This is a genomic window from Rhodovarius lipocyclicus (genome assembly GCF_009900765.1).
Classification (GTDB): Bacteria; Pseudomonadota; Alphaproteobacteria; order Acetobacterales; family Acetobacteraceae; genus Rhodovarius; species Rhodovarius lipocyclicus.
Map to the genome: position 1 here is coordinate 30,401 of NZ_JAAABL010000021.1, position 18,176 is coordinate 48,576.

Genomic DNA, 18,176 nt, shown 5'->3' on the forward strand with positions numbered 1-18,176 from the left:
GCCAGTAAGCCCCCGCCGCTTTGCCGCCATTGAGCTGCCGCAATGGCTGACTAACTCAATCCTGTCAGGTTCCTGGCCTGCCACGGCCCGCCGCGCTCACGCGAATGTGGGGGCGGCGATCTCCTTGCAACCCGAGGGGCGGCTGTGGTGTTCTGATGTTGACGCAACGGCGGCCCACTGGCCGCAATGGAGACGCCATGTTCCGCAAGCTCGCCTTGCCGCTGGTTCTGGTCGGCGCCCTGGGCGCCACTGCCTGCACCAACCCCTATGACCCGACGCAGCGTGCGGCGGGCGGTGCGCTGATCGGCGCCGGCTCCGGCGCGGCGCTGGGCGCCATCGCCGGCGGCGGCCGCGGTGCCGCCATCGGCGCCATCACCGGCGGCCTGGTGGGCACCGCCGCCGGCGTGCTGACCACGCCGCAGCCCGCACCCCAGCCGGCCCCGCCGGCCTACTACGCGCCCTCGGGCAAGTAAGCGAGAAAGGGCCCGGAAGGGCCCTTTTTTGTGGGCAAGGGGCTGAGCAGGGGGCGTTGCCCCCTGGACCCCCAGCAGGGGCGCCGCCCCTCGGGCACCCCGCCCATACCGCGGGGCGAAGCCCCGCACCCCAGGGAGCCGAAAGGCCCCTGGACCCCATCAGTTTGGCGCTGGTGCTGGGAAGGTGTTTCTTATTGATTTTAATAATGAAAATGGCGCCCCGCCTGTCAAGGTAAGGCGCCAATCCATGGGTTCCAAGGGTTGCTACAACCCTTGGCGGGGGTCCAGGGGGCGGAGCCCCTTGGCCTTTTCAGAACGGCAGCTTGAACCCGCCTGGCAGCCCGCCCGGGATATTCAGGCCGGAGGTCGCCTTCTGCATTTCCTCCGCCATCATCCCTTCCACTTTCTGTTTCGCGTCGGCGTGGGCGGCGATGATCAGGTCTTCCAGCACTTCGCGTTCGTCGGCGGCCATCAGGCTGGGGTCGATGCTGATGCGCTTCAGGTCGCCCTTGCCGGAGAGCTTCACCTTCACCATGCCCGCGCCGGCCTGGCCTTCCACCTCGGTGGCTTCCAGCTTGGCCTGCATCTCGGCCATCTTGGATTGCATCTGCTGGGCCTGCTTCAGCATGTTGGTCAGGTTTTTCATCGATCAGTCCTCGTCCGAAGGGGCTTCATCGTCGTCATAGGCCGGCATGGCGTCCGGCGGGGCGAAATCGCGCAGGTCGTCGGGCATGGCGCTGGCGGCAAGCAGCGCGGGCGCCGTCAGGCCATAGGCATCGGCGTGGATGTCGCGCACGTTCTGCACCTCGGCGCCCGGAAAGGCTTCCAGGATGGCCTGCACGAAGGGGTGGGCGCGGGCGGTGGCGAAGCGGTCGGCCTCGGCGGCCTTGCCCTGTTCGCCCAGGGTGGCGGCACCTGCCTCGCGTGAGATGCCGACGACCCAGCGCGTGCCCGTGGCTTTTTCCAGCAGCAGGGACAGCCTGCCGGCTAGGTCGCGCGGGGCGGTGGGGCGGGGGTGGATCTCCAGCCGGCCCGGGGCCAGGGAGACGGGGTGCACCTCGAAGCGCAGCTGGGCGTGCAGGGTGGGGTCGGGCTCGGCGGCCAGCGCCACCACCTCCTGCCAGGTGGTAGGCTGGGGGGCGAAGCTGGGGCCGGGCTCGGGTTCGGGCTCCGGCATGGCCAGGGCCGCGCCGCCGCCGGTCAGCGCCCTCAGGGTGGGCCCGCCGCCGCTGCCGGAGGGGCCGGGCCGGGCCGCCACGGGCGGCATGCCGCCCTCGGTCAGGCGGCGCACCAGGTCGCCCGGGGTGGGCATGTCGGCCACATGCGCCAGGCGGATCAGCACCATCTCAAGCGCGGCGCGCCGGTCCGGCGCCTCGGCGATCTCGGAGACGCCCTTCAGCAGTATCTGCCAGGCACGGCCCAGCACCGGCAGGGTCAGCTTCGCCGCCAGATCGGCCCCGCGAGAGCGTTCGTGTTCGGGCAGCGACAAGTCCTGCGCCAGGCCGGGCACGGTGTGCAGGCGCGTCAGCGTGTGCGTCAGCTCCAGCATGTCGGCCAGCACGACGCCGGGTTCGGCGCCGCGTTCGTGCGCGCGGTCCAGGTGGCCGATCAGCGCGGGCATGTCGCCGGTCAGCGCGGCCTCCAGCGCGTCCAGCACCAGGGTGCGGTCCGCGAGGCCCAGCATTTCCCGCACCGTCTCGCCGGTCACGGCGCCGGCCGAGAGCGCGATCGCCTGGTCGAGCAGGGAAAGCCCGTCGCGCACCGAGCCATCGGCGGCGCGGGCGATGATCGAGAGGGCTTCCTCCTCCGCCGCGACGCCTTCCTTGCCGCAGATATTGGCGTAATGCGCGCGCAGCGTGGCCTGCGGCACGCGCGGCAGGTGGAAGGTCTGGCAGCGCGACAGGATGGTCGCGGGCACCTTGCGCAGCTCGGTGGTGGCGAAGATGAACTTCACCGCCGGCGGCGGTTCTTCCAGTGTCTTCAGCAGCGCGTTGAACGCCGCGTTGGACAGCATGTGCACTTCGTCGAGGATATAGATCTTGAAGCGCGCCTGAGCGGGGCGATAGCGCACGGCCTCCCGCAGCTCGCGCACGTCGTCCACGCCGTTGTTGCTGGCGGCGTCCAACTCCATCACGTCCGGGTGGCGGTCGGCCAGGATGGCGGTGCAGTTGGCGCAGACACCGCAGGGTTCCGGGGTGGGGCCGCCTTTGCCGTCCACGCCGATGCAGTTCAGGGCGCGGGCGATGATGCGGGCGGTGGTGGTCTTGCCCACGCCCCGCACGCCCGTGAGCATGAAGGCATGCGCCACGCGGCCGGTGGCGAAGGCGTTGCGCAGGGTGCGCACCAGCGCGTCCTGGCCCACCAGCTCCGAGAAATCGCGCGGGCGGTATTTGCGCGCCAGCACGCGATAGGGCTGGGCGTCGGCGGCCGGCCCAGGGGCGGCGGCGGGTGCGGCGGCGGGCACGGGTGTGGGGGCTGGCGGCGGGGGCGCGGCGGCTGGGGGCGGCGGGTCATCCATGCCGAACAGCCCGGGGCCTTCGGGCGCGGGCGGTTCGGGGATGGTGTCCGCCGTTGGCTCCGGCGCATCGGCGCCGAACATGTCGCTCGTCATCGACCCTCGCCCGCATGTTCCGGTGGAAGGCCGGCTGAGCGACCCGGGCGAGAACCCGTTACGGCTGCTTCCTTCCGGACCTGACCGGGTTGGCGAGGAGCCCGTCCGCCGCCGACCTTCCGCCCCCCATATCGCGTGCCGCGCGCTTCAGGGCAAGGGCAGCGGAACCGATGGCGCCCATGCGGCGAAAAGGGAGGCATGACCCAACACCTCTCCCGTCGCGCCCTGGCGGCGCTTTCCCTGCTGTTTCCGGACCTGGCGCGCGCCGAAGGGCAGCGGCAGAACCTGACCCGTGGCCTGGCCATCCAGGGGTACGACCCCGTGGCCTATTTCACCGAAGGCCGCGCCCGGCGCGGCCGATACGATATCCGCACGCAGTGGAACGGCGCCACCTGGCGCTTCGCCAACGCCGAGCATCGCCGGATGTTCCTGGCCGACCCGGAACGCTACGCCCCGGCCTTCGGCGGCTTCTGCGCCTATGCGGTGTCCGAGGGCTATACGGCCACGGTCGATCCCACGGCCTTCCGCATCGTCGAGGGGCGGCTGTTCCTGAACTACAGCCACGCCGTGCAGGCGCGGTGGGAGGAAGACCGCGCGGCCCGCATCCAGCGCGGCGAGGCGAACTGGCCGGGCCTGTCGGCGCGCTGAAAAGCCGCTTGGGAATGGGAGCGCCCCGAATACTGTCCAGGTCATGCAAACCTGACGGCGTCCGAGGCGTTATCCCCGTATGAGCACCCCTGACGAACATCCCTCGGGCGCGGCGCCGCCCGGCGTCCATCGCGCCACCGCCACCGATGCCCGGCAGGGCCTGCGGGCAGGCTGGGTATGGCGCGTGCTGCTGGTTTCGGTCGTGATGGCCGCGATCGCCATGGCGCTGGTGTGGGGGCTGACGCCGGAACCGTAACCCCCCACTCGCCGGCCCGCGCGCGATGTGGCAGCGTGGCGGCATGCTCTCATTCCCCGCCAGCCGCCCGAACGCCTATACAGGCAGCCCGCTCGACCGCGCCGCCGAGAAGCGCGAGGACGCGGAATGGATCGCTCACGCGCTCCGAGACCCGGAAACCCTGTTCGCGCCGGTCTGGCGCTCGCGCTCGCTGCTGCGCGGGCTGGAGGACGGGGCGCCGGAGGCGGTGCTGCTGGCCGGCGCCGCCGCCCACCCGCTGCTGGGCGCGGGGCGGGGCACGGGCGGTGAGGATGCTTCCCCCTGGGCCTTCCTGGGCCTGTGGGAGCAGAAGCCGGTCTTCGCCGTGGATGTCAGCCATGAGGACGAGCCGCCGGTGCCCGAGGGCGCGGGCAGTTTCAGCGATCTGCGCCAGGTGGCCGGGCTGCTGCCGGCCGGCGAGGCCAGCGTGCTGGCCCATGCGCGCGGCCTGATGCACTGGCGGGTGAAGCACCGCTTCTGCGGCATTTGCGGTTTCCGCTGCGAGCCGCACAGCGCGGGCCACGTCATGAAGTGCGTGAACTGCCAGACCAGCCATTTCCCCCGCACCGACCCGGCCGTGATCATGCTGGTGGTGCGCGGCGACTCGTGCCTGCTGGGCCACAACATCCGCTTCCCCACCCCGATGTATTCGACGCTGGCGGGCTTCGTGGAACCGGGCGAGAGCCTGGAGGAAGCCGTGCGGCGGGAGGTGATGGAGGAAGCGGGCGTGGCCGTGGGCCGCGTGGTGTATCATTCCAGCCAGCCCTGGCCCTTCCCGTCCTCCATCATGCTGGGCTTCCATGCGGAGGGGCTGACGGAGGCCATCCGCGTGGACGAAACCGAATTGCAGGATGCCCGGTGGTTTTCCCGCGGCGAGTTGTTGCGGCACAAGGAGCTGGGCTTCGGCCTGCCGCGGGTGGATTCGATCGCCCGCCGGCTTATCGAGGATTGGCTGCACGCATGACCATCACCCGTCTCTCCCCCCTGGGTGCGCCCCTGGCGCTGCTGCTGCTGGCGGGTTGTTCCAGCCTTCTCGGCCCGCGCCGCCCGCCCGACCTGCCGGAACAGGCCGTCTGCCGGCAGGAGGCCCGCCGCAGCGAGGAAGTGCGCAATGTGCAGCGGCGCTGGGCGCCCGGCGCCAACGACCTGATGATCCAGAACGAGATGTATCTGGCCGAGGACCGGGCCTTCCGGAACTGCCTGCGCGAACGACATCTGCCGGGCGCGAACGGGGTGGAACTGCCCCAGCGCTGAGCGATTGCCGCCCCGCCGGCCGCCCAGGTGGAATATTGACCCCGCCGCGCGTTGACGCATGCGGGTGCCATCTTCATAAAGCGGGGTCGAAGGGCGCCGCATTCCCGGCGCCGGCGAAGCCCAGACGAAAGTCGAGGAACGAACATGTCGGAAGCGCTTGACCCGCGGGAGGCCACCTATATCGGCCACCGCACGGACGGCACCATCATCAAGCGCCCCATGTCCCCCCACCTGCAAGCCTATGACATGATGCAGGTCACCAGCGCGCTGTCGATCATGCACCGCATCACGGGTATGGCCTGGGCGGTGGGCGCGCTGGTTCTGGTGTGGTGGCTGGCGGCGCTGGCGGCAGGGCCCTCGGCCTTCGCCAAGGTTCAGTGGTTCCTGTCCTCCTTCATCGGCATCCTGTTCCTGTTCGGGCTGACGGCGGTGGCCTGGTACCACACGCTGGCCGGCATCCGGCACATGATGTGGGATGCGGGCCGCGGCTTCGACATGCCCAGCGTGTACCGCACGGGCAAAGCCGTGCTGGTGGGGACCGCCGTGCTGACGGTGCTCACCTGGATCATCGGCATCATCGCGTGGTGAGTGGCATGTCCAAGATCGAGATCAACTCCCTCCGCACCCCGCTCGGCCGCGTCCGTGGCCTGGGTTCCGCCAAGACCGGCACGCATCACTGGTGGATGCAGCGCGTGACCTCGGTCGCGCTGCTGCCGCTGTTCCTGTGGTTCGTCTATGCCTGCTTCGCGCTGGCCGGCGCTTCCTACGCCGAGACGAAGGCCTTCGTCGGCTCCCCGGTGAACGCGGTGCTGTTCCTGGTGCTGATCGGCTTCCTGTTCCACCACATGGCCTCTGGCCTGCAGGTGGTGGTCGAGGATTACGTCCGCCCCGATATCCGGCGCATGACCGTGGTGCTGGCCATCAAGGCGGTTTGCGTGCTGCTGGCCGTGATCGCCGGTTTTTCCGTTCTGCGTGTGGCCTTTACCTGAAGGCCTTCGCCCCTATTTCCGCCTTGTCGCCGGTATCCTCCGGCCCTTGGAACGTTTGAGAGCCTGAGAGCCATGAACGCCATCAGCAAGCCTTCTCAATCCGCCTACCGCATCGTCGATCATACCTATGACGTCGTGGTGGTGGGCGCCGGCGGTGCCGGTTTGCGCGCCACCTTCGGCATGGGCGCGGCGGGGCTCAAAACGGCCTGCATCACCAAGGTCTTCCCGACCCGCAGCCACACCGTGGCGGCGCAGGGCGGCGTTGGCGCCTCGCTCGGCAACATGGGCGAGGACAATTGGCGCTGGCACATGTACGACACCGTGAAGGGGTCGGACTGGCTGGGCGACCAGGACGCCATCGAATACATGTGCCGCGAGGCGGTGCCGGCGATCATCGAGCTTGAGCACTACGGCGTGCCGTTCAGCCGCACCGATGACGGCCGCATCTACCAGCGCCCCTTCGGCGGCCACATGCAGGATTACGGCAAGACCCCGGCAATGCGCGCCTGCGCCGCCGCCGACCGCACGGGCCACGCCATCCTGCACACGCTGTATCAGCAGGCGCTGAAGGCCAATTGCGAGTTCTTCGTCGAATACATCGCGCTTGACCTCATCATGGACGATGAAGGCGCCTGCCGCGGTGTGATGGCCTGGAACCTGGAAGACGGCACCATCCATCGCTTCCGCGCCCAGTCCGTGGTGCTGGCGACGGGCGGTTATGGCCGCGCCTATTTCTCCTGCACCTCCGCCCACACCTGCACCGGCGATGGCGGCGGCATGGTGCTGCGCGCCGGCCTGCCCCTGCAGGACAACGAGTTCGTGCAGTTCCACCCCACCGGCATCTACGGCTCCGGCTGCCTGGTGACCGAGGGTGCGCGCGGCGAGGGCGGCTACCTGACCAACTCCGAGGGCGAGCGCTTCATGGAGCGCTACGCCCCCACCGCCAAGGACCTGGCCAGCCGCGACGTCGTGTCGCGCGCCATGTCCATGGAAATCCGCGAAGGCCGCGGCGTGGGCCCCCACAAGGACCACATCCACCTGCATCTGGAGCATCTGGGCGCCGAGCTGCTGCATGAGCGCCTGCCGGGCATCTCCGAGACCGCGAAGATCTTCGCGGGCGTGGATGTGACCAAGGAGCCCATCCCGATGCTGCCGACCGTGCACTACAACATGGGCGGCATCCCCACGAACCTGTTCACCGAGGTGCTGCGCCCCACCGCGCAGAACCAGGACGCGACGGTGCCCGGCCTGATGGCCGTGGGCGAAGCCGCCTGCGTCTCGGTGCACGGCGCGAACCGCCTGGGCACCAACTCGCTGCTCGACCTCGTGGTGTTCGGCCGCGCGGCCGCGCTGCGCGCCAAGGACACCATCAAGCCCGGCGCCACCCAGGCGCCGCTGCCGCCCAAGGCCGGCGAGAACGCGCTGGACCGCCTGGATCGGGTGCGCCATGCCAAGGGCAGCACCTCCGTCGCCGAGCTGCGCCTGTCCATGCAGCGCACGATGCAGACGCATGCCGCCGTGTTCCGCACCTCCGAACTGCTGAAGGAAGGCTGCGAGAAGATGGCGAAGGTGGCTGCGGGCTACGACGACATCCGCATCGCCGACCGCAGCCTGATCTGGAACAGCGACCTGGTGGAGGCGCTGGAGCTGGACAACCTGCTCGGCAACGCGCTGACCACCATCGTCGGCGGCGAGGCCCGCAAGGAATCCCGAGGCGCCCACGCGCAGGAGGATTACCCCGAGCGCGACGACGTGAACTGGATGAAGCACACGCTGGCCTGGGTGAACGACAAGCGCGAGGTCACGCTCGACTACCGGGACGTGAAGATGCGCACCCTGACCAATGAAGTGCAGGTGTTCCCTCCCAAGCCGCGGGTGTACTGAACCATGGCCACGTTTACCCTTCCCAAGAACAGCACGATCGGCCAGGGCAAGACCCACAAGGCCGAGCCGGGTGCCAAGAACGTCAAGGCGTTCAAGATCTATCGCTGGGATCCGGACACGGGCGAAAACCCGCACATGGACACCTACGAGATCGATCTCGACAAGTGCGGCCCGATGGTTCTGGACGCGCTGATCAAGATCAAGAACGAGGTGGACACGACCCTGACCTTCCGGCGTTCCTGCCGCGAGGGCATCTGCGGGTCCTGCGCCATGAACATCGACGGCCTGAACACGCTCGCGTGCCTCAAGCCGATCGAGGACGTGAAGGGCGAGGTGAAGATCAACCCGCTGCCGCACATGCCGGTGGTGAAGGATCTCGTGCCCGACCTGAACCAGGTCTACGCCCAGTACCGCTCCATCGAGCCCTGGCTGAAGGCCGACACCCCCGCGCCGCCGGATGAGGAGCGCCGCCAGTCCAAGGAAGAGCGCGCCAAGCTGGACGGCATGTGGGAGTGCATCCTGTGCTTCTGCTGCTCGACCAGCTGCCCCAGCTACTGGTGGAACGGCGACCGCTACCTGGGCCCGGCCGTGCTGCTGGCCGCCTATCGCTGGATCGCGGACAGCCGCGACGAGCACACCGGCCAGCGGCTGGACGACCTGGAAGACCCCTTCCGCCTGTACCGCTGCCACACCATCATGAACTGCACCCGGACCTGCCCGAAGGGGCTGAACCCGGCCGAGGCGATCGGCAAGATCAAGCAGCTGATGGTGGAACGCCAGGGCTGAGCAAGCAGGCCAGGGGGCGCCGCCCCCTGGACCCCAAGAGTTTGGTGCCGGTCCTGTAAGCGTATTTCTTATTGATTTTAATCATGAAAATGGCGCCCCGCCTCCCAAGGTAAGGCGCCAATCAATGGGTTCAAAGGGTTGCTACAACCCTTTGCGGGGAGCCCGAGGGGCAGAGCCCCTCGGCCTTCTTACGCCCTTGGAAGGCAGCGCCCCTCGGCCCTCCCCCCCGCCTACAACGCGGGCATTTCCCGCCCCGCTTTCGTCGATCCCGCGCAAATACCGCATCGCCACCTGGCTAACGCGCGTGTCATCCTTCGCCGTATTCACTGAAGAAGGAGTAGCGCCGATGGATCGTCGCACTATGTTCAAGGCGGCCGGCGCGGCCACGTTGGGGGCGGCCTCCGCCCCGGCTTTGGCCCAGGGCAGCCGCACCTTGCGCTTCATCGCGCAGATCGACCTGACCTTCCTGGACCCGCATTTCTCCACCGCCAACATCAGCCGCAACCATGCCTACATGGTCTATGACACGCTGTTCGGCCTGGATGAGAACTACAATGCCAAGCCCCAGATGCTGGAGGGTTTCACCACCAGCAGCGACGGCAAGCAGTGGGACCTGAAGCTGCGGGAAAACCTGTGGTTCCATGATGGCGAGCCGGTGCGCGCGAAGGATTGCGTGGCCAGCCTGAAGCGCTGGGCCGTGCGCGATGCCTTCGGCGGCGCGCTGATGCGCAGCACCGATGAACTCACCGCCGTGGACGACCGCACCATCCGCTTCACGATGAAGCGCCCCTTCCCCCTGCTGCCGGACGCGCTGGGCAAGTTCGTGGCGATGATGCCCGCCATCATGCCGGAGCGCCTGGCCAACGCCGACCCCAACACCCAGGTGACGGAGATCATCGGCAGCGGCCCCTTCCGCTATGTCGCCAGTGAGCGTCTGCAGGGCGCGCGCAACGTCTATCAGAAGTTCGACCGCTATGTGCCGCGCGCCGATGGGCCCGCGATCGGCACCGCCGGGCCGAAGGTGGTGCATTTCGACCGCGTGGTGTGGTCCACCATCCCCGATTCCTCCACCGCCGCCGGCGCGCTGCTGAACAATGAGCAGGATTGGTGGGAATATGTCTCCCACGATCTGGCGCCGATGGTGCGGCGCGCGCGCGGCATCACCATGCGCGTGCAGGATGAGACGGGCACGCTGGGCATGCTGCGCCCGAACTTCCTGCAGCCGCCCTTCGACAACCCCGCCATCCGCAAGGTGGTGATGAAGGCGATCGACCAGACCGCCTGCATGCAGGCCATCGTGGGCGACGACCGCAGCCTGTACCACACGCCGCTGGGCTTCTTCTGCCCCAACACGCCCATGGCCAGCGAGGTGGGCCTGGAACCCCTGAAGGGCCCGCGCGACTACGAGGCGCTGAAGCGGGAGCTGATCGCCGCCGGCTATAAGGGCGAGCGCGTGGTGATGATGGTCGCCTCCGACTATCTGACCATGAAGCTGCAGGGCGACGTGGTGGCCGATTCGCTGAAGCGCATCGGCATGAACGTGGACTACCTGGTGACCGATTGGGGCAGCATGCTGCAGCGGCGCACCAATCGCGGCCCGGTGGATCGCGGCGGCTGGAGCGCCTTCATCACCACCTGGACCGGCACCGACTGGGTCAGCCCCGCCGTGCATATCAGCATCCGCGGCCGTGGCGAGGCCGGCTATCCGGGCTGGAACAACAATCCGCGGCTGGAGGAGCTCTACACCGCCTGGATGGACGCGCCGGACTTGGCGACCCGCCAGGCGATCTGCCGCGACATCCAGCTGGCCTGCATGGAGGAATGCACCTACTACCCGCTCGGCCAGTTCAAGCAGGCCTCGGCCTGGCGCGGCCTGCGGGACGTGCAGCCGGGCTTCACGAAGTTCTGGGGCGTGCGCCCGGCGTGATGGCCATGGGGGCCGGGGGCGGCGTGCCCCCCGCCCTCTCACAGGTTGATCGGCACTTCCACATCCAGCAGCGGCGCGTGCTGCTGGGCGCCATACACATCGGTGTCCCCGATGCCGCCCGCCGGCACCAGCCTGGGCAGCGTCGCCTTGAAGGCATTGGCGCTGTCATAGGGCGTCAGTAGCACGTCGCTTTCCTTCACCCCGTACAGGCGGGCGAACAGGGCCTCGTTGATCACGCCCGTCGCCTTCACGGCGCGGTAGCGGGCCGGATCCTCGAACAGGATGTCGATGGTCACCAGGAAGGGCCCGGCGTTCTTGCTTTTGCAGATCTGCGCGATGTCTCGGATCTTGGGCATCTCAGTTCCTGACGGTTTCGTATTCGATGGGGAACAGCTCGCACGGGTCCTTCGGCGCCAGGGTGTGGAAGACGCTGAACTGGTACATGGGGCCGAGTTCGATGTCGGACGGCGAGAAGGGGAAGGCCATGTTGCCCTCCTTGCACAAACGCTCCGGGAAATCGGCGTGCAGCATGCTGGTGCGGGCCATGGCGATCACGGCGTTGGCGGTGTCCTGGTCCTGGGCCACCACCTCGATCACGAAGCCCAGCTCGTGGCTCGTGATCTGCTTGATGGGTTCCCAGCCCGCCATCACGCCGTCCTTGCCATAGGTGCGGACAACCATGGTGTAGCTGTCGGGCGAGACGCCGAAGGCCGCGGCCTTGGCCAGCACCTTGGCGCGGTGGGTGTCCAGGTAGTCGTCTATCTGGCTGATCAGCACCGGGTCGCGGGTGCCGCAGATGGTGATGGCGCGATAGCCCGCGAGTTCCACGCCCTCCAGCTTCACGGTGTAGGGGCGGGGCGTCCAGCTCATGCCACTGACGCGCACGGCGCGCTCGGTCTCGATGTCGAAGCGCACATTGGAGGTATCGAGCAGCCCGCCCGGCTCCACATGGTGGATGGGGCTGGAATTCTCGTGCAGGGCGAAGTTCGCCACCGACAGCGGGGTGCAGCGGCGGATCGGGTTGGGCGGCTCGCAGATCAGGTAGTCGTCGCGGATGGTGACCAGCAGGCAGTCGGGCTCCTTGGGTGTGGTGGGCTCGGCGCCGCATTCCAGCATCTTGCCGGCGTACCAGCTGGGGGCGGGCTGCATGCCGGCGCGGATGGCCGCCGCCGCCCATTGCGCGGGGTCGCTGCTGCGCCCGGCCAGGATCACTTCCGCACCCTCGTCCAGCGCCTTGATGAAGGGCTCGGGGCCCATCATCGCCACGATGCGCTTGGCGCGGCGGATGCGGTCGGCGTCCAGCTCCGGCATGTTGGCGAGCGGCTTGGTCAGCCCGGCCTCGGCGCGCGCCACCAGATCCTCACGGTCGGGCTCGGCATGGATCAGCGCCATCTTGAAGGAGAGTTTCTCCTCCCGCGCGATCTCGCGCACGATCTCGGCCTGCCAGGCCAGGTGCGGCTCACCGCCCGCGCCGCCGGAGGTGCCGATGATGCAGGGAATTTTCGCGGCCCGCGCCGCGATCAGCATCAGCCGCAGGTCGCGCTTCACCGCGAGGCGTGAGGTGAAGCTGGTGCCATTGCCCAGGTAGAAGGGGCCGGGGTCGGTGCTGCCGGCATCGGCGCCGATCACATGCGGCTCCCGCGCCATGCCGATGCGCAGCGATTCCTCGGCATAGCCATAGCCGAGGATGCCGCTGGTCGAGAGGAGGCGATATTCCTTCACGGTCTTTTCCTTACTGGCGGGTGATCAGGCCTTCGCGGGCGGCGGCGATCCAGCGTGCGTCGTCTTCCCGCATCAGGGTGGCCAGCTGCTCCAGGTTCATCGGCGCGGCCTCATTGCCCAGCGTCGCGTAGCGTTCCTGCATGGCGGGGGTGGCGATGATCTCGTTCAGCGCCTGGTTCAGCTTGCTGGTGATGTCGGTGGGGGTGCGGACGGGGGCCAGCAGGCCGAACCAGCCGATGAAGTCGGCGCCGCTCACCCCCGCTTCCTTCAGCGTCGGCACATCGGGCAGGAAGGGCGACCGCTCGGGCGAGGAGACGCCGATGACGCGCACCTGGCCCGACTGCACCAGGGCGCGGGCGGTGGCCGGGCTGCCCCAGGCCATGGGCAGGTGCCCCGCCGTCAGGTCCGCCAGATAGGCGCCGCTGCCGCGATAGGGCACCTCATTCAGCTCGATGTTCGCGCGCTTGGCGAACTGGCGCGCCGCGAAGGAGGACTGGGCATCGGAAGTGCCCTGGGCCATGCCGCCCTGGGTGGCGCGGGCGTGTTCCAGCATGCCGCGGATGTCGCTGAACGGCGCGCGCATGCTGGACATCATCACCAGCGGATAGCGCGCCAGCAGCGAGACCAGCTGGAAATCCGTCACCGGGTCATAGGGCAGGTTCACCAACTGCCGCGCCATGATGTGGGTGCTGGTCTGCGCGCCGAAGGTGTAGCCATCGGGCTGGCTGCGGGCCACGGCCTCCGTGCCCACCACGCCATTGGCGCCGGCGCGGTTTTCCACCACGAAGCTGTGGCCGGTGCGGCCGGTCAGCGCCTCCGCCAGGGCGCGGCAGGTCACGTCGGTGCCGCCGCCGGGGGCATAGGGCACGACGATGCGCACGGTGCGCGCGGGCCAGTTCTCCTGCGCCGAGGCGATTGCGGGCAAGGCGGGGGCGGTGAGCGCGGCCAGGGCGGCCCGGCGCGTCAGGGTCGGACGGTTCATGAACGTTATCCCGGTTGGCTTCTTGTGATGGGCCGCGCGGTCAGGCCCCGCGCGGCGATGGGGTTCAGGCGGCGGAAGCGGGTTTGACCCGGCGCCAGTCCCCGGCATTGGGCCTGGGCAGGCCCAAATTCTCGCGCAGCGTCTCGCCGGCGTAATCCTGGTGGTACAGGCCGCGCCGCTGCAGTTCGGGCACCACCAGCCGCACGAAATCCTCGAAGGCGCCGGGGGTGTGGGTGGCGGCCAGCACGAAGCCGTCGCAGGCCGGCGTGGTGAACCATTCCTCCATCTGATCGGCCACATCCGTGGGCGTGCCGCAGAAGATGGGGAATTCGCCGATCGTGCCGCGCCCGGAGAAATGCACGAAATCCCGCACGGTCGGGTTCGCCTTGCCCGAGAGCATCACCACCCGGTCGCGGAAACCGGTCCAGGAGATGCGCCGCAACTCCTCGTCGGTGAATTCGGAATCGAGGTCCTTGGAGCCGAAATCGAAGTTCAGCGCCTCCGACAGCAGCACCAGCGCGTCGATGGGCTTGGCCAGGGTGCGGATGTAGTCGCGCTTGGCCTCCGCGATCTCCCGCGTTTCGCCGACGCAGACATAGCAGGCGGGCGCGACGGAGACGCTGGCGGGGTCGCGCCCGGCCTCGGCCACGGCCTGCTTGAGTTCGGCATACTGCTTCCGGCCGGCGGCGAGGTTGGGATAGACGACGAAGATCAGCTCCCCCCAGCGGCCTGCGAACTGGCGCCCGCGCCCGCTCTGCCCGGCCTGGATCAGCACGGGCTGGCCCTGGGGGGAGCGGGGGACCGACAGCGGCCCGCGGCTGCGGAAATACCGGCCCTCATGCTTCAGCGCGCGCACCTTCGCGCCATCGGCGAAGCGGCCGGTGGCCTTGTCCATGATCAGCGCGTCGTCGTCCCAGCTGTCCCAATGGCCCAGCACCACCTCCACGAACTCATCGGCGCGGTCATAGCGCTGGTCGTGGGCCAGGTGCTCGGTGCGGCCGAAATTCCCGGCCTCGGAGCTGTTGAGGGAGGTGACGACGTTCCAGGCGGCGCGGCCCCGGGTCATCAGGTCCAGCGTGGCGAACAGGCGCGCGACGTGGAAGGGCTCGTAATAGGTGGTGGAGTAGGTGGCCCCCAGCCCCAGCCGCTTCGTGGCCATGCCGATGGCGGTGAGGATGGAGATGGGGTCCATCTTCACCACGCGGATGCCGTTCTCCACCGCTTCCCGATGGTCGTCGGTGAAGATGTCGGGCATGGCCAGGCGGTCGTCGAAGAAGGCCAGGTGGAACTTGCCTTCCTCCAGCACGCGGCCGATGCGCTGGAAATACTCCGGCGTCAGGAAATCCATCATGTTGGCGGGGTGGCGCCAGGAACCCGGGGTGATCGAGCAGTTCTGCGCCTGCATGAATCCCACCATCTTGATCTGGCGGGGCTTGCCCTGCGGCATGGGTTCCTCCGTTCATGTCAACGTTTGCGCGGAAAACGCCACGTCTGTGCTTGTTGAGGCAGGAAAACCTGCCGGATCGGACAGCGGGGAGGGTTGCATACGCCAGGCACAAGCGGGGGCATGCGGGGTTGGCCCGTTTTCCTCCGTGTTGCGCGGCGTATGCATGCCCGCTTGGGGCGCAGACTAGGCAGGGGAGAGGGTCCTGTCCAGGGGATTCATGCCAGCGTTCGCATGGTGGAAAAGGCATGTTTTCTGCCGCAGTGCAGCGAGGCGGGTGTGCAAAATCAGGCATTGATTTGCGCAGTCTTTGCGCGATCCGTGCACGCTTCTTGCTTTCCCGCTTTTCAGTCCATGCAAAGCCCGCTATGCCCGATGCATGCCATCATCCCCCGTCCGCGCACCGGCGCCCCGGTCCAGGCCGCAAGGCGCCTCCAAGGGCCGGGCCACCATCGTCACCCTCTCGCAGCTCGCGGGCGTGTCGGCCTCGACCGTCTCCCGCGCGCTCAAGAACGACCCCCGCATCTCCGAGGAGACGCGCAACCGCATCGCGGCGCTGGCCACCAAGGCGGGCTACACGCCCAATGCCTTCGCCCGCACCCTGTCCAGCGGGCGCAGCGGCCTGCTCGGCATCGTGCTGGGCTCCGTGCAGAACCCGTTCTATTCGGAACTGCTGGAGGAAGCGGTGGCCCAGGCGGCCGCCCGCGGCATGCGCCTGCTGATCGTGCACGCCGGCGGCGGGCCCATCGAGGACCGCACCGCCGAGGCCCTGCTGCAATACCAGGTCGATGGCTGCATCATCACCTCGGCCGAGCTGTCGTCCAACGCCGTCAACATCTGCGCCGCCAACGGCGTGCCGGTGGTGATGGTCAACCGCATCCCGCGCCTGCATGCCTCCGCGGTCGCCTGCGACAATGCCGAGGGCGGGCGCGAGCTGGCGCAGTTCCTGTTCGACGGCGGCCACCGCCGCATCGCCATGGTGCAGGCCCCGGCCCGCAGCTCCACGGGCCTGGAGCGCGTGCGCGGCTTCGTCGAGCAACTGCACCAGCTGGGGCTGGAGCCGCTGATGCGCATGGAAGGCGGCGGCAATTACGATGGCGGCTTCGCCTGCGGGCAGGAGATCGCGAAGCTGCCCCCCAGCCGCCGGCCGGATGCCATCTTCGGCATCAGCGACGTGATGGCCATGGGCGCGATGGACGCGCTGCGCATCGCCGGCATCCGCGTGCCGGAGGACATCTCGGTGGTCAGCTTCGACAATATCTCCGCCGCCTCCCACCCGCCCTATGGGCTGACGACCATCGCCCAGCCGCTGCAGGCCATGGTGCACCGGGGCCTCGATATCCTGATGGCACGCATCCGCGACCCGTCGCTGCCGGATGAGGCAGTGCAGTTGCGCGGGCGCCTGATCGTGCGGCGCTCCGCCCGCGTGCCCGGGGGGTAAATGGGCGGCTGAGCCGCCCCGGCCGGTTGTGGCGGGGGCGGGCGGGGGCGTAACTTCCGCCCATGCCCGCACCGCGCAACCTGACCGAACTCGAAGCCGATGTCCGCCGCGACCTGGAGCTGACGGCCCACCCCCGCGCCCCCTGGCTGCAACCGAAAACCGCCGGCGGCGCCCCGGTGCTGGACGCGCTGGTGATCGGCGCCGGGCAGTGCGGCCTGGCCGTGGCCCACGCGCTGAAGCGCGACCGCGTGGACAACATCCTGTGCATCGACCGTGCGGCGGAAGGCCGGGAGGGCCCCTGGGTCACCTATGCCCGCATGCGGTCCCTGCGCAGCCTGAAGGACCAGACCGGCCCGGACCTGAAGACCCCCTCCCTGACCTATCAGGCCTGGCATGAGGCCCGCTATGGCGTGCCGAGCTGGGAGGCGATGACCTGGATCCCGAAGGAGAACTGGAACGACTATCTGCTGTGGTTCCGCCGCGTCACGGCCATCCCGGTGCGCAACGGCGTCGAGGCCGGGCTGATCACCCCCACCACCACCGATGACGGCCTGCCGGCCCTGCATGTGCAGACCAGCGCCGGCCCCATGACCGCCCGCAAGATCGTGCTGGCCACCGGCCAGGAGGGCGTGGGCGGCTGGTGGATGCCGCCCCATATCGCCGCCCTGCCGCCCCGCTACCGAGCCCACACCAACCAGGAGATCGACTTCCGTGCCCTGCGCGGCAAGGTCGTCGCCGTGCTGGGCGCCGGGGCCTCCGCCTTCGACAACGCGGCCGTCGCGCTGGAGAACGGCGCCGCCGAGGTGCACCTGTTCTGCCGCCGCGCGGAGCCCATGGTGGTGCAGCCCTATCGCTGGCTGACCTTCGCGGGCTTCCTGCGCCATATGGGCGAGATGCCCGATGAGTGGCGCTGGCGCTTCATGAGCTACATCCTGGGCCTGCGGGAAGGCTTCGCGCAGGAGCACTACAACCGCGTGCTGCCGCACCCGAACTTCCTGATGCATATCGGCCGCAGCTGGGACAGCGTGCGGGTGGAGGATGATCGCGTCATCATCGGCACCCCGCGTGGGGACTTCACCGCCGACTTCCTGATCACTGGCACCGGCGTGCGGATGGACCCGGCCATGTGCCCGGAACTGGCCGCCTGCGCCCACAACATCGCCGCCTGGAACGACCGCTACACCCCGCCGGCCGAGGAAGCCAACGAACGGCTGGGCCAATTCCCCTACCTGGCGCAGGACAGCAGCTTCATCGAGAAAGCCCCGGGCGAAACCCCCTGGATCCGCGACATCCATCTGTTCGGCATCGGCACGACCATGAGCTTCGGGCCCGCCGGCAGCAGCATCAACGCCATGTCCATCGCAGCGCCCCGCGTGGCGGCGGGTGTGACACGCGGGTTGTTCGAGGCCGACCTGCCGCGGCTGTACGCGGATCTGCGGGCGTATGACACGGTGCAGGTGGAGTTGCAGGCGGAGAAGATCGCGGCGGAGTAGAAGGCCGAGGGGCGCTGCCCCCAAAGGGCACAAAGACCGAGGGGCGCTGCCCCTCGGGCTCCCCGGCAGGAGCCGAAAGGCCCCTGCACCCCATCAGTTTGGCGCTGATTCTGCCAAGGTGTTTCCCATTGAATTTTATAATGAAAATGGCGCCCTACCTGCCAAGGTAAGGCGCCAATTCATGGGTTCAAAGGGTTGCTACAACCCTTTGCGGGGGTGTCGGGGGCAGCGCCCCTGACCGGGGGTCC

General features: G+C 68.8%; 18 protein-coding genes and 1 other RNA gene. 12 read left to right on the forward strand and 7 right to left on the reverse strand.

Annotated features, from left to right (window positions below; genetic code table 11):
- Positions 1–197: 197 nt before the first annotated feature.
- Positions 198–473, forward strand: coding sequence for a YMGG-like glycine zipper-containing protein (locus tag GT007_RS14090; protein WP_160122266.1), 276 nt, complete (start codon positions 198–200; stop codon positions 471–473).
- A 310-nt stretch (positions 474–783) separates the two neighbouring features.
- On the opposite strand, the gene GT007_RS14095 is transcribed toward GT007_RS14090, so the two are convergent.
- The 3 genes from GT007_RS14095 to ffs form a co-directional block, all read right to left on the reverse strand.
- Positions 784–1,119 (reverse strand): YbaB/EbfC family nucleoid-associated protein, encoded by a 336-nt coding sequence (locus GT007_RS14095; protein WP_160122267.1) that lies wholly within the window; start codon positions 1,117–1,119, stop codon positions 784–786.
- Positions 1,120–1,122: 3 nt separating this feature from the next.
- Positions 1,123–3,084, reverse strand: coding sequence for a DNA polymerase III subunit gamma/tau (locus GT007_RS14100; protein WP_236571669.1), 1,962 nt, complete (start codon positions 3,082–3,084; stop codon positions 1,123–1,125).
- A gap of 24 nt (positions 3,085–3,108) precedes the next feature.
- Positions 3,109–3,202, reverse strand: an RNA gene (ffs, locus tag GT007_RS14105) — signal recognition particle sRNA small type.
- Positions 3,203–3,282: 80 nt separating this feature from the next.
- Between ffs and GT007_RS14110 the strand changes: the two genes are divergently transcribed.
- From GT007_RS14110 to GT007_RS14150, 9 genes are all read left to right on the forward strand, one after another.
- Complete coding sequence (locus GT007_RS14110; RefSeq protein ID WP_160122268.1) at positions 3,283–3,732, forward strand: YHS domain-containing (seleno)protein; 450 nt, start codon at positions 3,283–3,285, stop codon at positions 3,730–3,732.
- A 79-nt stretch (positions 3,733–3,811) separates the two neighbouring features.
- Entirely contained in the window at positions 3,812–3,988 is a 177-nt protein-coding gene (locus tag GT007_RS14115) for a hypothetical protein (protein WP_160122269.1), read from the forward strand.
- Between the two features lie 43 nt (positions 3,989–4,031).
- Positions 4,032–4,970, forward strand: coding sequence for an NAD(+) diphosphatase (gene nudC / locus GT007_RS14120; protein WP_160122270.1), 939 nt, complete (start codon positions 4,032–4,034; stop codon positions 4,968–4,970).
- Complete coding sequence (locus GT007_RS14125; RefSeq protein WP_160122271.1) at positions 4,967–5,260, forward strand: hypothetical protein; 294 nt, start codon at positions 4,967–4,969, stop codon at positions 5,258–5,260. The genes nudC and GT007_RS14125 overlap by 4 nt, the downstream gene beginning before the upstream one ends.
- A 144-nt stretch (positions 5,261–5,404) precedes the next feature.
- Entirely contained in the window at positions 5,405–5,848 is a 444-nt protein-coding gene (sdhC, locus tag GT007_RS14130; RefSeq protein WP_160122272.1) for a succinate dehydrogenase, cytochrome b556 subunit, read from the forward strand.
- Between the two features lie 5 nt (positions 5,849–5,853).
- On the forward strand, positions 5,854–6,249 hold the full coding sequence (gene sdhD, locus GT007_RS14135; RefSeq protein ID WP_160122273.1) for a succinate dehydrogenase, hydrophobic membrane anchor protein: 396 nt from the start codon (positions 5,854–5,856) through the stop codon (positions 6,247–6,249).
- 72 nt (positions 6,250–6,321) lie between these two features.
- Positions 6,322–8,133 (forward strand): succinate dehydrogenase flavoprotein subunit, encoded by a 1,812-nt coding sequence (sdhA, locus tag GT007_RS14140; RefSeq protein ID WP_160122274.1) that lies wholly within the window; start codon positions 6,322–6,324, stop codon positions 8,131–8,133.
- A 3-nt stretch (positions 8,134–8,136) separates the two neighbouring features.
- Positions 8,137–8,919 (forward strand): succinate dehydrogenase iron-sulfur subunit, encoded by a 783-nt coding sequence (locus tag GT007_RS14145; protein ID WP_160122275.1) that lies wholly within the window; start codon positions 8,137–8,139, stop codon positions 8,917–8,919.
- A gap of 346 nt (positions 8,920–9,265) precedes the next feature.
- Positions 9,266–10,846, forward strand: a complete 1,581-nt coding sequence (locus GT007_RS14150) for an ABC transporter substrate-binding protein (protein WP_160122276.1) — start codon at positions 9,266–9,268, stop codon at positions 10,844–10,846.
- A gap of 38 nt (positions 10,847–10,884) precedes the next feature.
- Here the strand turns inward: GT007_RS14150 and GT007_RS14155 are convergent, their stop codons facing one another.
- The 4 genes from GT007_RS14155 to GT007_RS14170 all read right to left on the reverse strand — a co-directional run bounded on the left by GT007_RS14155 (position 10,885) and on the right by GT007_RS14170 (position 14,997).
- Positions 10,885–11,202: a DUF4387 domain-containing protein gene (locus tag GT007_RS14155; RefSeq protein ID WP_160122277.1), complete on the reverse strand. Its 318-nt coding sequence runs from the start codon at positions 11,200–11,202 to the stop codon at positions 10,885–10,887.
- Position 11,203: 1 nt separating this feature from the next.
- The gene (locus GT007_RS14160) at positions 11,204–12,568 is read right to left on the reverse strand and encodes an acyclic terpene utilization AtuA family protein (protein WP_236571670.1); all 1,365 of its coding nucleotides are present in this window, start codon (positions 12,566–12,568) and stop codon (positions 11,204–11,206) included.
- 10 nt (positions 12,569–12,578) lie between these two features.
- Positions 12,579–13,550 carry a Bug family tripartite tricarboxylate transporter substrate binding protein gene (locus tag GT007_RS14165; RefSeq protein WP_160122278.1) on the reverse strand — a complete coding sequence of 324 codons (972 nt, stop codon included), beginning with the start codon at positions 13,548–13,550 and terminating at the stop codon, positions 12,579–12,581.
- A 64-nt stretch (positions 13,551–13,614) separates the two neighbouring features.
- Positions 13,615–14,997 (reverse strand): LLM class flavin-dependent oxidoreductase, encoded by a 1,383-nt coding sequence (locus GT007_RS14170; protein ID WP_160122279.1) that lies wholly within the window; start codon positions 14,995–14,997, stop codon positions 13,615–13,617.
- Between the two features lie 376 nt (positions 14,998–15,373).
- Here GT007_RS14170 and GT007_RS14175 point away from each other — a divergent pair, with 376 nt between their 5' ends.
- Both GT007_RS14175 and GT007_RS14180 read left to right on the forward strand, forming a co-directional pair.
- The gene (locus GT007_RS14175; RefSeq protein WP_160122280.1) at positions 15,374–16,435 is read left to right on the forward strand and encodes a LacI family DNA-binding transcriptional regulator; all 1,062 of its coding nucleotides are present in this window, start codon (positions 15,374–15,376) and stop codon (positions 16,433–16,435) included.
- A gap of 62 nt (positions 16,436–16,497) precedes the next feature.
- Positions 16,498–17,928, forward strand: coding sequence for an NAD(P)-binding domain-containing protein (locus GT007_RS14180; RefSeq protein ID WP_160122281.1), 1,431 nt, complete (start codon positions 16,498–16,500; stop codon positions 17,926–17,928).
- Positions 17,929–18,176: the final 248 nt, after the last annotated feature.

Bases quoted from the DNA above. Each gene is read 5' to 3' on its own strand.
- GT007_RS14090 (WP_160122266.1), top strand. From the start codon at position 198: ATGTTCCGCAAGCTCGCCTTGCCGCTGGTTCTGGTCGGCGCCCTGGGC.
- GT007_RS14095 (WP_160122267.1), bottom strand. From the start codon at position 1,119: ATGAAAAACCTGACCAACATGCTGAAGCAGGCCCAGCAGATGCAATCC.
- GT007_RS14100 (WP_236571669.1), bottom strand. From the start codon at position 3,084: ATGACGAGCGACATGTTCGGCGCCGATGCGCCGGAGCCAACGGCGGAC.
- GT007_RS14110 (WP_160122268.1), top strand. From the start codon at position 3,283: ATGACCCAACACCTCTCCCGTCGCGCCCTGGCGGCGCTTTCCCTGCTG.
- GT007_RS14115 (WP_160122269.1), top strand. From the start codon at position 3,812: ATGAGCACCCCTGACGAACATCCCTCGGGCGCGGCGCCGCCCGGCGTC.
- nudC (WP_160122270.1), top strand. From the start codon at position 4,032: ATGCTCTCATTCCCCGCCAGCCGCCCGAACGCCTATACAGGCAGCCCG.
- GT007_RS14125 (WP_160122271.1), top strand. From the start codon at position 4,967: ATGACCATCACCCGTCTCTCCCCCCTGGGTGCGCCCCTGGCGCTGCTG.
- sdhC (WP_160122272.1), top strand. From the start codon at position 5,405: ATGTCGGAAGCGCTTGACCCGCGGGAGGCCACCTATATCGGCCACCGC.
- sdhD (WP_160122273.1), top strand. From the start codon at position 5,854: ATGTCCAAGATCGAGATCAACTCCCTCCGCACCCCGCTCGGCCGCGTC.
- sdhA (WP_160122274.1), top strand. From the start codon at position 6,322: ATGAACGCCATCAGCAAGCCTTCTCAATCCGCCTACCGCATCGTCGAT.
- GT007_RS14145 (WP_160122275.1), top strand. From the start codon at position 8,137: ATGGCCACGTTTACCCTTCCCAAGAACAGCACGATCGGCCAGGGCAAG.
- GT007_RS14150 (WP_160122276.1), top strand. From the start codon at position 9,266: ATGGATCGTCGCACTATGTTCAAGGCGGCCGGCGCGGCCACGTTGGGG.
- GT007_RS14155 (WP_160122277.1), bottom strand. From the start codon at position 11,202: ATGCCCAAGATCCGAGACATCGCGCAGATCTGCAAAAGCAAGAACGCC.
- GT007_RS14165 (WP_160122278.1), bottom strand. From the start codon at position 13,550: ATGAACCGTCCGACCCTGACGCGCCGGGCCGCCCTGGCCGCGCTCACC.
- GT007_RS14170 (WP_160122279.1), bottom strand. From the start codon at position 14,997: ATGCCGCAGGGCAAGCCCCGCCAGATCAAGATGGTGGGATTCATGCAG.
- GT007_RS14175 (WP_160122280.1), top strand. From the start codon at position 15,374: ATGCCATCATCCCCCGTCCGCGCACCGGCGCCCCGGTCCAGGCCGCAA.
- GT007_RS14180 (WP_160122281.1), top strand. From the start codon at position 16,498: ATGCCCGCACCGCGCAACCTGACCGAACTCGAAGCCGATGTCCGCCGC.